Annotated in this window: 10 protein-coding genes; all 10 read right to left on the minus strand. The window is 71.3% G+C overall.

The annotated features are described in order from the left end of the window. Window positions 1–154 precede the first annotated feature (154 nt). On the minus strand, window positions 155–1,552 hold the full coding sequence (locus OHQ87_RS05750; RefSeq protein ID WP_328345597.1) for a GH1 family beta-glucosidase: 1,398 nt from the start codon (window positions 1,550–1,552) through the stop codon (window positions 155–157). Further along, window positions 1,549–3,789 (minus strand): alpha-xylosidase, encoded by a 2,241-nt coding sequence (gene yicI, locus OHQ87_RS05755; protein ID WP_328345599.1) that lies wholly within the window; start codon window positions 3,787–3,789, stop codon window positions 1,549–1,551. The genes OHQ87_RS05750 and yicI overlap by 4 nt, the downstream gene beginning before the upstream one ends. After that, the gene (locus OHQ87_RS05760; RefSeq protein WP_328345601.1) at window positions 3,786–4,661 is read right to left on the minus strand and encodes a carbohydrate ABC transporter permease; all 876 of its coding nucleotides are present in this window, start codon (window positions 4,659–4,661) and stop codon (window positions 3,786–3,788) included. Before OHQ87_RS05760 ends, yicI begins: the two co-directional genes overlap by 4 nt. A 1-nt stretch (window position 4,662) precedes the next feature. Then, window positions 4,663–5,634, minus strand: coding sequence for a carbohydrate ABC transporter permease (locus OHQ87_RS05765; protein WP_328345602.1), 972 nt, complete (start codon window positions 5,632–5,634; stop codon window positions 4,663–4,665). Window positions 5,635–5,701: 67 nt separating this feature from the next. Continuing rightward, window positions 5,702–7,006: an ABC transporter substrate-binding protein gene (locus OHQ87_RS05770; protein WP_328345604.1), complete on the minus strand. Its 1,305-nt coding sequence runs from the start codon at window positions 7,004–7,006 to the stop codon at window positions 5,702–5,704. A 79-nt stretch (window positions 7,007–7,085) separates the two neighbouring features. Next, on the minus strand, window positions 7,086–8,120 hold the full coding sequence (locus OHQ87_RS05775) for a LacI family DNA-binding transcriptional regulator (RefSeq protein ID WP_328348758.1): 1,035 nt from the start codon (window positions 8,118–8,120) through the stop codon (window positions 7,086–7,088). 475 nt (window positions 8,121–8,595) lie between these two features. Beyond that, window positions 8,596–9,543 (minus strand): NADP-dependent oxidoreductase, encoded by a 948-nt coding sequence (locus OHQ87_RS05780; RefSeq protein ID WP_328345605.1) that lies wholly within the window; start codon window positions 9,541–9,543, stop codon window positions 8,596–8,598. Window positions 9,544–9,722: 179 nt separating this feature from the next. Beyond that, window positions 9,723–10,577, minus strand: coding sequence for a helix-turn-helix domain-containing protein (locus OHQ87_RS05785; RefSeq protein WP_328345607.1), 855 nt, complete (start codon window positions 10,575–10,577; stop codon window positions 9,723–9,725). Between the two features lie 219 nt (window positions 10,578–10,796). Continuing rightward, window positions 10,797–11,447: a response regulator transcription factor gene (locus OHQ87_RS05790; RefSeq protein ID WP_328345609.1), complete on the minus strand. Its 651-nt coding sequence runs from the start codon at window positions 11,445–11,447 to the stop codon at window positions 10,797–10,799. Then, window positions 11,444–13,522, minus strand: a complete 2,079-nt coding sequence (locus OHQ87_RS05795; RefSeq protein WP_328345611.1) for a sensor histidine kinase — start codon at window positions 13,520–13,522, stop codon at window positions 11,444–11,446. The genes OHQ87_RS05790 and OHQ87_RS05795 overlap by 4 nt, the downstream gene beginning before the upstream one ends. Window positions 13,523–13,771 lie beyond the last annotated feature (249 nt).

The following is a 13,771-nucleotide window of genomic DNA, read 5'->3' on the forward strand; positions in this document are numbered from 1 at the left end:
CGGGCAGCGATAGGCGGCTCCGCCGTCGCGGGCAGCCTGGACAGGCTGGGTACCCTGCTGATCAGCCTCCCGGGGCAGCCGTCGGGGGTCGTGACCGGCAGCCTCTGCGGCCGTGATCCCCGCGGCGAGGTGACCGGACCCGGGTGGAGGAAGATCAGGTCAGTTGGCCGTTGCCGGCCAGGTGGCGGTACCAGTGGGCGCTGTCCTTCCAGGTGCGCTCCTGGGTGTCGTAGTCGACGCGGATGATGCCGAAGCGGCGGTCGTAGCCGTAACCCCACTCGAAGTTGTCGAGCAGCGACCAGACGAAGTAGCCGCGGACGTCCGCGCCCTGCGCGCGGGCGTCGGCCACCGCACCGATGTGCCGGCGCAGGTAGTCGATCCGCCGGTCGTCGTGGATCCGTCCGTCGGCCGAGACCACGTCGTCGAACGCCGCGCCGTTCTCGGTGATCATCAATGGCTGGCCGGGGTACTCGCGCTTCAGACGTAGCAGGAGCTCGGTCAGGGCCGGTGGGTCGATGTTCCACCCCATCGCCGTGTGCGGGCCGGGCTGCGGCAGGAAGTCGACGTCGTCGGCGCCCACCCACGGCGAGTGGGCCGAGGCGCCGTGCCCGTCGGCGTCGGAGCGGGCCGAGTGCCCGTCCCAGGCGCGGACGAGGGTGCTGGAGTAGTAGTTGACCCCGAGGACGTCCAGCGGCACCGCGATCAGCTTCTCGTCACCGGGGTGCACGAACGACCAGTCGGTGACGGCGGCGGTGTCGGCGAGCAGGTCGGCCGGGTACGCCCCGTCCAGCATCGGGCCGAGGAACGCCCGGTTGGCGAGGGCGTCGATCCGCCGGACCGCGTCGGAGTCGGCGGCCGAGTTGGACGCGCCCCGCACGACGTGCAGGTTCAACGTCACCGACAGTTCGGCGCCCGGCGTCAGCTCCCGGACCACCCGCCCGGCCAGGCCGTGCGCCAGGTTCAGGTGGTGCACGGCAGCCAGCGCGGCCGCCGGTTCGGTCCGACCGGGCGCGTGGACGCCGGAGCCGTAACCCAGGTAGGCCGAGCACCACGGCTCGTTGAGCGTGGTCCAGGTGTGTACCCGGTCGCCGAGCGCCGCGACGATCCCCGACGCGTACTCCTGGAAGCGCAGCGCGGTCTCCCGCACCGGCCATCCGCCGGCGTCCTCCAGTTCCTGCGGCAGGTCCCAGTGGTACATGGTCGCGACCGGTCGGACGCCGCGCTCCAGCAGGCCGTCGACCAGCCGCGAGTAGAAGTCCAGGCCGGCGGAGTGGAACCGCCCCGAGCCGCCCGGCTGCACCCGGGGCCAGGAGATCGAGAAACGGTACGCGCCCAGCCCCAGCTCGGCGATGTGGTCCAGGTCCTGCGGCCACCTGTGGTAGTGGTCGGCGGCCACGTCGCCGGTGTCGCCGTTGCGGGTACGCCCGGGGGTGTGACTGTAGGTGTCCCAGATGGACGGACCCCGACCGTCCTCGGTGGCCGCACCCTCGATCTGGTACGCCGCCGTGGCCGAGCCCCAGACGAAGCTCTCCGGGAAGTTCCGTGCCGTCATCGCCCCGCCCTCTCCGTGCCGGCCACCACGCAGTGGTACCCCGACGACTCGCCCGCCACCAGTTCGGCGGTCGCCACCCCGTCGCGGAAGCTCACCTCGAACTGGGCGCCCGGCCCCTCGCCGGGCGCCGGGATCCGTACCCGTTGCCGTTGCCCCTCTGCCGGAGCGTAGAGCCGCAGTTCCACCCCGTCGGCCCAGTCGTAGTCGGGTCGGTCGCAGCGTGCCCCGAACCCGATGACCGCGCCGGGCCGGGCGAGCACCGGCAGGCTGTCGTACCCGTGCTTCTCGGTCACCCACGCCGGCCCGGTGAGCTGCGCGCCGGTGACCAGGTGGGTCCACGTGCCGGCGGGCACGTAGAAGGTGACCTGCCCGTCGGCGCTGAGCACCGGCGCGACGAGCACGTCCGGCCCGAGCATGTACTGCCGGTCGAGGTGTGCCACGGCCGGATCGTCCGGGAACTCCACGATCATCGGACGCATCATCGGGATGCCCTCCCGGTGCGCCTGCTCGGCCGTCGCCGCCAGATAGGGCATGAGACCGAGCTTGAGCCGGGTGAAGTGGCGCAGCACGTCCACGGCCTGGTCGTCGTACGCCCACGGCACCCGGTACGAGCCGGAGCCGTGCAGCCGCGAGTGCGAGGAGAGCAGTCCGAACGCGATCCACCGCTTGAACACCGCCGGGTCGGGGGTGCCCTCGAAGCCGCCGATGTCGTGGCTCCAGTAGCCGAAGCCGGACGACGCCAGGGACAGCCCGCCACGCAGCGACTCGGCCATCGCGACGAACGTCGACTCGCAGTCGCCGCCCCAGTGCACCGGGAACTGCTGGCCGCCGGTGGTGGCCGAGCGGGCGAACAGCACCGCCTCGCCCTCGCCCCGCTCGGCCTCCAACAGCGCGAAGACCGCCTTGTTGTAGAGGTAGGAGTAGTAGTTGTGCATGCGCTGCGGGTCCGACCCGTCGTGCCACACCACGTCGGTGGGGATGCGCTCACCGAAGTCGGTCTTGAAGCAGTCGACGCCCATGTCCAGCAGCGCTCTGAGTTTGCCGGTGAACCAGGCCACCGCGTCCGGGTTGGTGAAGTCGACGAGCGCCATGCCGGCCTGCCACTTGTCCCACTGCCACACCGACCCGTCCGGGTTGCGCACGAGGTAGCCGGCCTGCCGGCCCTCCTCGAACAGGTACGAGCGCTGCGCGATGTACGGGTTGATCCACACGCACACCTTCAGGCCCCGCTCGTGCAGCCGGCGCAGCATGCCCTCCGGGTCGGGGAAGGTCGCCGGGTCCCAGACGAAGTCGACCCAGTGGAACTGGCGCATCCAGAAGCAGTCGAAGTGGAACACCGACAGCGGCAGGTCCCGCTCGGCCATCCCGTCGACGAACTCGGTCACCGTCTTCTCGTCGTACGACGTGGTGAACGACGTGGACAGCCACAGCCCGTACGACCAGGCGGGCACCCGGGCCGGTCGGCCGGTCAGCGCCGTGTAGCGGCGCAGCACGTCCTTCGGGGTGGGGCCGTCGACGACGTGGTAGGTGAGCGACTGGCCCTCGACGCTGAACTGGGTCTGCGCGACGACCTCCGAACCGACCTCGAACGACACGTGCTCCGGGTGGTCCACGAACACCCCGTAGCCGGCGCTGCTGAGATAGAACGGCACGTTCTTGTACGCCTGCTCGCTGGCGGTGCCGCCGTCGGCGTTCCAGACGTCGACCGTCTGCCCGTTCTTCACGAACGGGCCGAACCGTTCGCCCAGGCCGTACACCGTCTCGCCGACGCCGAGCGCGAGTCGTTCGTGCACGTACCGGCGGCCCTCGCCGTCGGTGACGATCCCGATGCTGCGTTCGGTGGAGGCCGTGATCAGCCGGTCGCCGTGCCGGAACTCGACCCGCCAGCCGTCGACGAGCGCGACCCGGACGGTCAGTTCGCCGGTGGTCAGCGACGCGCTGATCCCGGTGATGTCGACGGTGACCGGGTGCGTGTCGTCGGTGCTCAGCCCGAAGTGGGGTTCGCGGGGCAGCCCGCCGTTGTGGTGGCCGATGGTGACCCCGACCACGCCGGGCGCGGGGGAGAAGAAGCGGACGGTGACGACGGGCCGGTTGAGCGTGTCGCCCCGACCGTTGATCCGACCGGCCGGCGCGAAGACGGTGAAGCCGCGGTCGTCCGGCTCGACCGATTCGACCGTGCCGGGGCGCAGCACGCTGACCCCCGGGCGCAGTTGCCAGTACCCGTCGGTGAACTTCACTTCTCGGCTCCTGCCGTGATGCCGCGCGCAAGGGTGCGCTGGAAGATGAGGAAGAAGAGGATGGCCGGCACCAGGCTGATCAGGGCGCCGGCGTTTGTCGTCGGGGCGTCCATCAGCCGGTCGCCCTGCAACGACGCGAGGGCGACCGGGATGGTCTGGGTCTGGTTGTCGATCAGCATGACCAGCGGGATGAGGAACTCGTTCCAGGTCCAGATGAAGAAGAAGATGAGCAGGACGGCGAGGGTCGGCCGCAGGTTGGGGAAGACCACCCGCCACAGCACCGTCCACTTGCCGGCGCCGTCCAGCGCCGCGGCCTCCAACAGCGCGCGCGGGAACGTGCCCAGCACCGAGGCGAGCAGGTAGGTGCCGAACGCGCTCTGGATGACGGTGAAAATGATGATCACCGACAGTCGGGTGTTGTAGAGGCCGATCTCCTTGGCGGCGTAGTACAGCGGGTAGATCAACGCCTCCTGCGGCAGCATGTTGGCCAGCAGGAACAACCCGACGATCCACAGCCGGCCGCGGACCCGGCCGATACCCAGGGCGTACGCGTTGAGCAGCGACACGACGACGCCGAGCACCGCCACGGATCCGGCGATGAGTGCCGAGTTCCACAGCTTGAGCGGAAAGTTCACCTCGTTCCAGTACGTCAGCAGGCCCCTGGTGTAGAACTCCGTCGGCCAGCTCAGCGGCCCGCCCGACGAGTAGTCACCAGGCGACTTGAACGCGTTGAGCAGCATGAACGCGAAGGGCACCAGCATGACGAGCGCGCCCACGGTGACCCCGGCGAGCACCACCCAGCGGCTGACGCCCCGGTGGTGCCGGTCGCGCACCGGCCGGCGGACCGGGGGCGCGGTGATGATGACGGCCATCTCAGATCCCCCGGTCCCGACGCTCGCTACGGGCCTGCACCCCGATGAAGACCACGGCCACCACCACGATGATCAGCGTGAGCACTGTGGAGATCGCGGAACCGTACCCGACCTGGAGCTTCTTGAAGAACGTGTAGTACGCGAAGTACGACGGCACGTTTGTGGCGTTCTCCGGGCCGCCCCGGGTCAGCGCGTAGATCGGCCCGAACACCTTCAACGCGGCGATGGTGCAGGTGAGGGCCACCACGAAGGTCTCCGGTCGGATCTGCGGAAGTGTGATCGCCCGGAACCGGCGCAGCCAGTTCGCCCCGTCGACCTCGGCCGCCTCGTACAGCTCCGGGTCGACCCGCTGCAACGCCGCCATGAACACGACCACCGGGTAGCCGATCTGCACCCAGATCATCACCGCCATCACCGCCGGCAGCGCGGTGTCCGGGTCGCCCAACCAGTCGTGGCGCAGCGCTCCGAGACCGACGGCGTCGAGCAGACTGTTGAACGCGCCGTCGGGGCGCAGGATCCAGCCCCAGACGATGCCGGCCACCACCACGGGCAGCACCTGCGGCAGATAGAACGCGGCCCGCAACGCCGCCGCCGTACGCGGCCTGAACCGACGCCCGATGACGTCGAAGAGCACCGAGGCGAGCAGCAGCCCGAGCAGGGTCGGCACCACCACCATCGCGACGATCATCGCCACGGTGTTGCGGAACGACGCCCAGAACACCTCGTCGTGCAGCAGCCGCTGGTAGTTGTCCCACCCGACGAAGGTGGGGTCACCGACGCCCGACCACCGGGTCAGCGACAGGTAGCCGGTGCCGACCAGCGGCACCCCGATGACCAGGATGAACAGCACCGCTCCGGGGAGCAGGTAGAGCCAGTACGCCGCGTCCCGGCCGCCCGGCCGGCGGCGGGACGGGGGAGCGGGGGTGGGGGTCGCCGCCGACGGTGTGGCGGCGACGGTGTCGGAGACTGCCATGGAGGATCCTTCCCGACGGGGCGGGCGGACGCGCCGGTCGTGCCGGACGCGCCCGCCGCGCACCGGGTCACTTGCCGGTGATCTCCTTGACGCCGTCGGCGTACGGCTTGGCGATCGTGTCGAGCACCTGGTCGGGGGACTTGGACCCGTTGATCAGGCCCTGGAACCCGCCGACCAGCACGTCGTAGTAGCCGGGCACCGGCCAGTCCGGGTAGAAGGCCAGACCGTCCTGCTTGCTGACCGTGTTGAAGTCCTCGATCAGCTTGCGGTCCTTCGGATCGCTGATCTTGGCGGGGTCACCGGCCACCGGGACGCCACCGTTGTTGCCGATCAGGTCCTGGATCTCGGGGCGCAGGGTGATGTCGATGAAGTCGTACGCCAGGCTCTTGGCCTTGCTGTTCGTCGGGACGACCCAGATGTTGCCGGACGAGCCGGCGTTGAGGGTGTTGCCCGGGAACAGGAAGGTGTCCCAGTTGGCCTTCATCTCGGCCTTGAAGCGGCCGTACCACCAACTGCCCGAGACGATCATCGGCGTCTTGCCCGCGATGAACGCGGTGCCCATGTCCTCGGCCTTGAGGCTCGCCGAGTCCTTGGCCACGTAGCCCTTCCTCACCCAGTCGGCGAAGGTGTCCGCGCCGTACTTCAGCGGGTCGGCGCGGAAGTCGACAGGGTTCTTGTAGAGCTGGTAGTCGTCGACGAACTGCCTGTCGGCCTTCGACAGGGCCAGCTGGTAGAAGAGCTGCCCGGCCGGGTACTCGGCACCGGCCATGCCCAGCGGGGTGATCTTCTTGCCGACGAAGGTGTCCATCGCGGCGGTCAGCTCCGCCATGGTGGTGGGCACCTTGACGCCGTTACGGTCGAACAGGTCCTTGTTGTAGTAGACCGTGACGTACTCGCCGTAGTTCGGCACGCCGAACCAGTTGCCCGACCCCATCACGCCCTTGTCGCTGTACCGCGCGGTGGTCTGCAGGCTGGGGCTGAGCCTGTCGGCCCAACCGCGCTTCGCGGCCTCGTAGCTGAGGTCGGTGAGCAGGCCCTGGGACGACAGCAGGCCGGCCGTCGCGTTGCCCTTGTTGTACTCCATGATGTCCGGGCCTTCGGACGAGTTGATGATCATGCCGGCGTTCTGCTGGATCTGCTCGAACGCCTTGCGCTCGAAGCGCACCTCGACGCCCGGGTGCTCGGTCTTGAAGATCTCGATGGCCCGGTCCCAGCCGACCCCCATCGCGCTGTTCTCGCCCTCGTAGTGCCAGAGCTTGAGGGTCTTGGCCCCGCTGTCGTCACCGCTGTCGTCGTCGCCGCACGCGGCCACGGTGGTCGTCGCGGTCGCCGCCAGGGCGATCGCGGCGACGATCCGGCGGAATCGCTGCATTGCTATCCTCCTCGTTGAGTATCGAGCCCGGTACTTCACTGGGTCCGTCGTCGCGTTGCCGCGCGGCGACGGGCCTTTTCTACTGGTCAGCCCCTATCGGCGGGCGGCTTCGTGGGGCTGCGGTCGAGCCCCGGATCTCCAGCGCGCACGGCAGCAGCTGCTGGTGGCGCTCGTCACCGGCCCCGTCCAGGTGGCGCACCAGCGCCTCGATCGCGATCCGGCCCATCGCCGACCCGGGCGACGTCATGGCGGTCAGCGCCGGGGTGGCCAGCTCGGCGACCTGCGGCGAGGTGACCATCGAGACGACCGACACGTCGTCGGGCACGGCCAGCCCCCGCGCGGTCAGTTCGCCGAGGATGCCGAAGATCGCCGCCTCGTTCATGGCCAGCACGGCCGTCAGGCCCGGCGCCCGTGCGAAGGCGGCGGCCAGCGCGGCCCGCCCGCCCGCGGCGCTGTCCTCGGCCGGGATCATGACCGGCTCCAGGCCGTGGCCGGTCATGGCCGTGACGAAGGCGTCCCGGGTACGCAGCGCCGGCCCGTAACCGCTGGCCAGCGTCTCGGCCGAGTGGTTGACGTAGACGATCTGCCGGTGCCCGAGGCCGACCAGGTGCGCCACTGCCTCCCGTACGGTCTGCGCGAAGTCGATGTCGACGTAGGAGAGCCCGTCGGTGTCCCCGGTGCGCCCGATCAGCACCAGCGGCACACCGGCCTGCTGGAGCGCGGTGACCCGCTCGTCGGTGAGCTGCACCTCCATCAGCACGACGCCGTCGAACATCCGCTGGCTGGCCAGCCGGCGCAGGCCGTCGAGGTCGCCGCCGCCACCGACGGGCGACAGCACCAGGTGGTAGCCGACGGCGCTGGCCGCCGCGGCGGCCCCGGTGACGAACGCCGTCTCGGTCGCGCCCAGGCCGCGTTCGTCCATCGGCAGCAGCAGGCCCAGGATCCGGCTGCGTCGACTGGCCAGACCACGGGCCATGGCGTGGGGCTGGTAGTCGAGCTCGGCCATGGCGGCGAGCACCTTGGCCCGGGTGGCCGGGGAGATCGGCCGGGCGCCGGTGAGGACGTAGGAAACGGTGCTGACCGAGACCTGCGCCAGGCGGGCGACGTCCTGCATGGTGGCCACCGCGCACCTCCTCCGGCCAGGCAGGGAACCGCTTGGGAATGGTCGTCGAAGCGGTTCGACGAAGCGGTTCGACAGACGCTAGACCTCCTGTTACAGCGACGTCAATAGCCGATGTCGAAGGAGGTCACCTCGTCGGGCGTTCGGCGAACGGGAAGCTCCAGGATCTGCGGGAACCGCCAGGTGCGCGCCCGGTGAACCGTCGGCTGCGCCCGGTGTGCTGGGCTTCCTCGTGGGCCCGTTCACGGCGAAGGCGGTCTTCCCGGACGGCGTCACGGCCCTGGCGAACGTGGGCTGCCCGGTCGGTCGCGCGGACGGGACGCGCGACGCGATCGAGGCGGTCTTCGCGCCGGCCCGCGACGCCGGGCCGTGGGTCGAGTTCGGCGGCTCCGCGGACCCCGCAGGACCGCCCGGGGGCCCGTCGGGATTAGGAACGAGTTTCGTCTCCACGTGGTCGGTATCCGGATGATCAGGCGTCGGCGACGGTGACGACGACCTTGCCACCGGGCAGGGTGTTCGCGGTCGCGTCGGCGTGCAGGGCCGGCAGTCCGGCCAACGGCACCCGCCGGGCGACGTCGACCCGCAGCTCACCGGTGCTGACCCGGGCGGCCAGGTCGGCGAGTTGGTCGGCGTCGCTTCGGACGAACAGGTCGATGCCGCGCACGCTGCGCTCCTCGTCGGAAGGGGCGGGCATCCAGACGGTGGTGTTGACCAGGGTCCCGCCGTCCCGGATCACCGTGACCAGCGCGGCGAGCTGTTCCGGGGCGACAGGCGCGAGGTTGAGTACCAGGTCGACCGGCTCGGTCACCGTCGACGTCACGTCGGTGGTGGTGTGGTCGATCACCTCGTCGGCGCCCGCGGCCCTGACCGCGTCGGCGCTGCGCGGGCTGGCCGTGGCGATCACCCTGGCACCGGCCTCCTTCGCCAGCTGCACGGCGTATCCACCGACCGCTCCGCCGGCCCCGTTGATCAGCACCCGCTGGCCGGCGGTCAGCTTGCCGTGGTCGAACAGCGCCTGCCACGCGGTCAGGCCCACCAGCGGGAGCGCCGCCGCGTCGGCCAACGGGATGTTCCGGGGCGCTCCCGTCAGGATCCCCGCCGGGGCGATCACGTACTCCGCGGACGCCCCGGTCCCCGTCATCGGCAGGAAACCGATGACCCGGTCACCGACCGTGACCTCGTCCACGTCGTCGCCGACCGCGTCGACCGTGCCGGCGACGTCGAGGCCGGGAGTGTGCGGCAGCTCGACCGGGATCGGGCCCTGCATGTAGCCCGCGCGGATGTTGCCGTCGACGCCGTTGAACGACGTCGCGGCGACGCGGATCCGGACCTGACCGGCGCCGGGGACGGGCTGCGCGACGTCCTCGTAGCGCAGCACCTCGGGACCGCCGAACTCGTGAAAACGTACTGCCTTCATCGCTGAACCTGCCTCTGTGAGCGCCGCCGATGTGCTTCGCACCCGAAGCAGGGCATGACCCCTGTGGCACCGCTTCGCGTGCGAAGGCACCCAGCCCGGCGTCACCGGGGCTGCCCGGAGGCAGCCGCCGGATCCGCTGTCGCTGGCTACGTCGACCAATCTGGCAGGCCCCGGCGCGGTTAGCCTGGGCCGGACTGGCCCACCTTGACGATTGCCGGTCCGCCGGCGTCGCCGACGATCTCCGCGAGGCGCGCGGCATCGGCCGAACCCGGTGCCGCGGTGAGCATCAGCGCCGCCAGATCGTCGCCCGGGATGGTGAGAAGGCTGCCGACGAGCGTGACGGTGTCACGGTCCGGGTGGACGAACGTGGCGCTGCTCTCGTAGGCCGCCACCGGTCGTGGCGTACGCCACAGGGTGTCGAAGAGGCTGCTCCGGCTCCGCATCTCGTCCACCAGTTCGGCGAGGGCGGCGTCGGCGGGGTAGCGCAACAGCGCGCTCCTCAGGCTGGCGGTGAGGACCGCCTCATGGTCGGTCGCGTCGGCGGCAGACTGCCGGAAACCGTTGAGCGGATCGCAGAACGTACGCCAGGCGATGTTCCACTCCCAGGGTTCCCCGGTGAGATCCCAGTGCCCCAGGGCCAGGAACGCGCTGTTCACGGCGACCAGGTTCATCGCCGCGTCGGAGACGAACATCGGGGTGTCCGTGAACCGCTCCAGCAGCCGCATCGCACCCGGACCGACCTCGTTGGGCACCTGCCCGTCCGCGGCGGCGTACCCGGCCAGTGCGCAGAGCCGCTCGTAGTCCGCCCGCCCGGTCCGTAGCGCACGGGCGATGGCGTGCACCACCCCGGCCGACGGATGGCTGCGCCCCTGCTCCAACCGCCGTACGTAGTCCGCGGACATCCCGGCGAGCTCGCCGAGCTCCTCCCGCCGCAACCCCTGCACCCGCCGACGGCCGACAGGTAGCCCGACAGTCGCAGGGGCCGTACTCTCCCGCAACTGGCGCACCGCGGCGCCGAACTCGTGACGTTCCACGGCCCCAGTGTGCCCCGACGGTCCAGGCAGCGGGTAACGGGCGGCCGGGCAGGACCTGCATGCGCAGTCGTACCCGTCCGTCTCGGTGCACGGTCTCGGGATACTCCGGCTCGGGCTGCTCCGTCACGTCGTGGGCGGTCACTGACCACGTGTTCGGCCACCGCTGGTCGAGGTGCGAACGGTCACCCGGCGGCGCGGCCCGGACGGCCCACCCCGCCCTCAGCCGGTGCCGAGACCCACGTCCCGGGCCCGGACGATGGCCTCGGCGCGACTGCTCACCTGCAACTTGACCAGGATGTTGGACAGGTTGTTGCGGACGGTCTTCGGGCTGAGCCCGAGCCGCTGGGCGATGGTGGCGTTGTCCAGCCCCCGGGACACCAGGTTCAGCACCTCGCGCTCCCGATCGGTGAGTTGCGGGAAGGGTGCCGGCCCGGTGGCGCGCACCCCGGACCACAGCGCGACGGCGTGGGCCGCGACCGCCGGGCCGAGGATCATCTCGCCGTTGGCGATCGCCCTGATGCTGCGCTCGACCTCGGTCGCGTTGGCTCCCTTGAGCAGGTAGCCACGGGCGCCGGCGCGCAGCGCCGCGATCAGCGACTCGTCGTCGTCGAGCATGGTGACGATGAGCACCCCGGTCTGCGGTGAGCGTCTGGTGATGATCCGGGTGGCCTCGATCCCGGACCGTTCGGCGAAGTGCAGGTCCATCAGCACCACGTCGGGACGTTCGGTCGCGACGACGTCCAGCGCGGCGTCGACGTCGGCGGCCTCGCCGACGCAGCGGATGCCGTCCAGAGTGGACAGCAGCGCGGTCATGCCGAGTCGGAACACCGGGTGGTCGTCCACCACGACCACCCGGATCGGCGACGTCACGTCCCGGCTCCCGGGGTGGGGATGGTCAGGGTGACGGCCGTGCCCTGCGGCCTGCCGGCGGTCGAGGTGGGGCCGATGGTCAACGTGCCACCGATGCCGGCCGCCCGCTCCCGCATCGACTGCAGTCCGACCCCACGCGACCGGGTGGGCGGAGGCGGCCCGCAACCGTCGTCGGCGACCGTGATCCTCACCCGGTCCGGCCGGTGGACGAGCGTGACCGTGCACACGCCGACCCCGGCGTGCCGGTGGACGTTACGGACCGCCTCGGTGATCACTCCGTAGGCGGCGGTCGCCATGGTGTCGGGCAACGGGCCGAGCTGCGCCGGGGCCGCCACGCGGATGTCGAGGCCGGCGACGGCGTACCGCTCGCGCAGGGTGTGCAGGGCCGGGATGAGATCGCCGTCGGCGAGGACCGGCGGCATCAGGTCGCGGGCCAGGTCGCGTACCTCCTCGGCGCGCTCGGTGGTCTCGACGACGAGCCGGTCGAGCAGTTCCCCGGCCATCGTCACGTCCCGATGGAGCAGGTTACGCACCGCAGCCAGGCCGAGCCCGATCCCGCTCAGTGCCGGTCCGAGTCCGTCGTGCAGGTCACGACGCAGCGTACGACGCTCCTCGTCGCGGGCCTCGGCGAGGCGCGCCCGGGACCTGGCCAGCGCCTCGTTGGTGCTGGCCAGGTCGACGACGGCGGCGACCACCGGGGACAGGTCGGCAAGCGCGGCGGCGGCGTGGCCGCCCAGCCGTTCCCCCGGCCGTGGCCAGGCGGTCAGCCGACCGACCGTCCGTTGACCGCTGACCAGGTCGACGGTGAGTTGCCCCGCGCCGGTCGGCGTCGGCTGGTGGTCCCCGGGACAGCCGGTGTAGGCCGTGGGCGCGCTGCCCGCACCCGACCGGTCGGTCACGGTGATGGTGATCCGGGCCAGGCGCAACGAGGTGGCGATGGCGAGAGCCACGTTCTCGATCAACTGTCCGCCGGAGTCGGCGTCGCGCAGCCGGTGGACGACCTGCCGCATCAGCGGCTCCTGGCTGTCGCCGTGCACCAACCGGTCGACCCGTCGCTGCACCCACTGGCGTACCGGCTGGAAGGCGGCGGCCAGCAGCGCGGTGACCACGATCTTCGGGGCGAGGGAACCCGCAGGCACCCACCGGTCGAGCAGGGTGACGGCACCGATGTAGGTGGCGATGACGCCGGCGGTCATCAACAGCCAGACCAGGGTCCGCCGGACGGCCACCTCGATTCCCCACAGGCGTTGCCGGAGCACCACGACGAGCACGGCGGCAGGAAAGAACGCCTGTGAGGCGAGCATCAGCGACGGCGCGGCCCAGGCTGGCCCGAAGCCCGGCCACCACGGCGGCGAGACCAGCAGGAAGGCCAGACACAGCAGGAGGTTCCCGACGGTCAGCCAACCCATCCCGTGCCGCTGCCCCGGCGGACCGGTACGCCACCGCCAGGCCGCCCCGGCCGCGGCGATCAGCCCCAACGGCACGAGCGCGGGCATGATCGGCCCGAACAGGTCGACACGCAGCTCCCGCAGCCCGCTATCGCTGATCGGGAACAGTCCGTACGGCGCCGGCGCGGTCAACGCCGCGACCTGGGCGCAGGCGAGGTAGAGCACCCCGGCGGCGACGGCGACCCGGGCACCCCGCCGCATCGGCCGGTCGGGCAGCAGCCACGGCATCAGCACCACCAGGCCGTACAGGCCGGGTAGCCAGGCCCAGTGGTGGGCGCTGGTCAGCGCGGCCGGTGCCCACCACTGTGGATGCCGCTCGGCCAGCAGGGTCCACTGCGCGGCGAACGCGGCGAGCGAACCGCCGAGCGCCGCCGCCGCGACGATCCAGCCGGCGAGGTGCGCCCGGCGGCCGAGGATCAGCCAGGCGACCCCGCCGTAGATCACCCCGTCCATCAGGTCGACCAGGGAGAAGAGCTGGGTGGTGGTCATCGGCGGCAGCACCGCGCACCAGGTGGCCACGGCCGCCACGGTCAGCGTCGCGGTCAGCCCGAGCACCGTCCAGGCCGCGACCCGGTGCCGGGTGTCGCGGTGCGGCGCGGGCGGCTCGTCGCCGGAGCGGAAGGTCATGACAGCCGCTCATTCTGCCCCCGGACAGCCGCCGCCCGAACGGGCCGGGGGACGGCTGTCCGTACGGCCGAGCGGCGGTGTCCCGTCCACCCGGGACGCCCGTCCCTGGTGGACGGGAGCGACCGCCGCGCAGACTGCCGTGCGCCGCTACCGCAGCGGCCGAACCCGCCGTGGCGCGTCCCCGTGCCACGGCACGGGTAGCCGGCGGGGACGGGCCGATGTCCCGCAGGTCGGGCAGCACGACGCGCC

The organism is Micromonospora sp. NBC_00421, assembly GCF_036017915.1.
In the GTDB taxonomy this organism is placed as follows: domain Bacteria; phylum Actinomycetota; class Actinomycetes; order Mycobacteriales; family Micromonosporaceae; genus Micromonospora.

Bases quoted from the DNA above. Each gene is read 5' to 3' on its own strand.
- OHQ87_RS05750 (WP_328345597.1), bottom strand. From the start codon at position 1,552: ATGACGGCACGGAACTTCCCGGAGAGCTTCGTCTGGGGCTCGGCCACG.
- OHQ87_RS05760 (WP_328345601.1), bottom strand. From the start codon at position 4,661: ATGGCCGTCATCATCACCGCGCCCCCGGTCCGCCGGCCGGTGCGCGAC.
- OHQ87_RS05765 (WP_328345602.1), bottom strand. From the start codon at position 5,634: ATGGCAGTCTCCGACACCGTCGCCGCCACACCGTCGGCGGCGACCCCC.
- OHQ87_RS05770 (WP_328345604.1), bottom strand. From the start codon at position 7,006: ATGCAGCGATTCCGCCGGATCGTCGCCGCGATCGCCCTGGCGGCGACC.
- OHQ87_RS05775 (WP_328348758.1), bottom strand. From the start codon at position 8,120: ATGCAGGACGTCGCCCGCCTGGCGCAGGTCTCGGTCAGCACCGTTTCC.
- OHQ87_RS05780 (WP_328345605.1), bottom strand. From the start codon at position 9,543: ATGAAGGCAGTACGTTTTCACGAGTTCGGCGGTCCCGAGGTGCTGCGC.
- OHQ87_RS05795 (WP_328345611.1), bottom strand. From the start codon at position 13,522: ATGACCTTCCGCTCCGGCGACGAGCCGCCCGCGCCGCACCGCGACACC.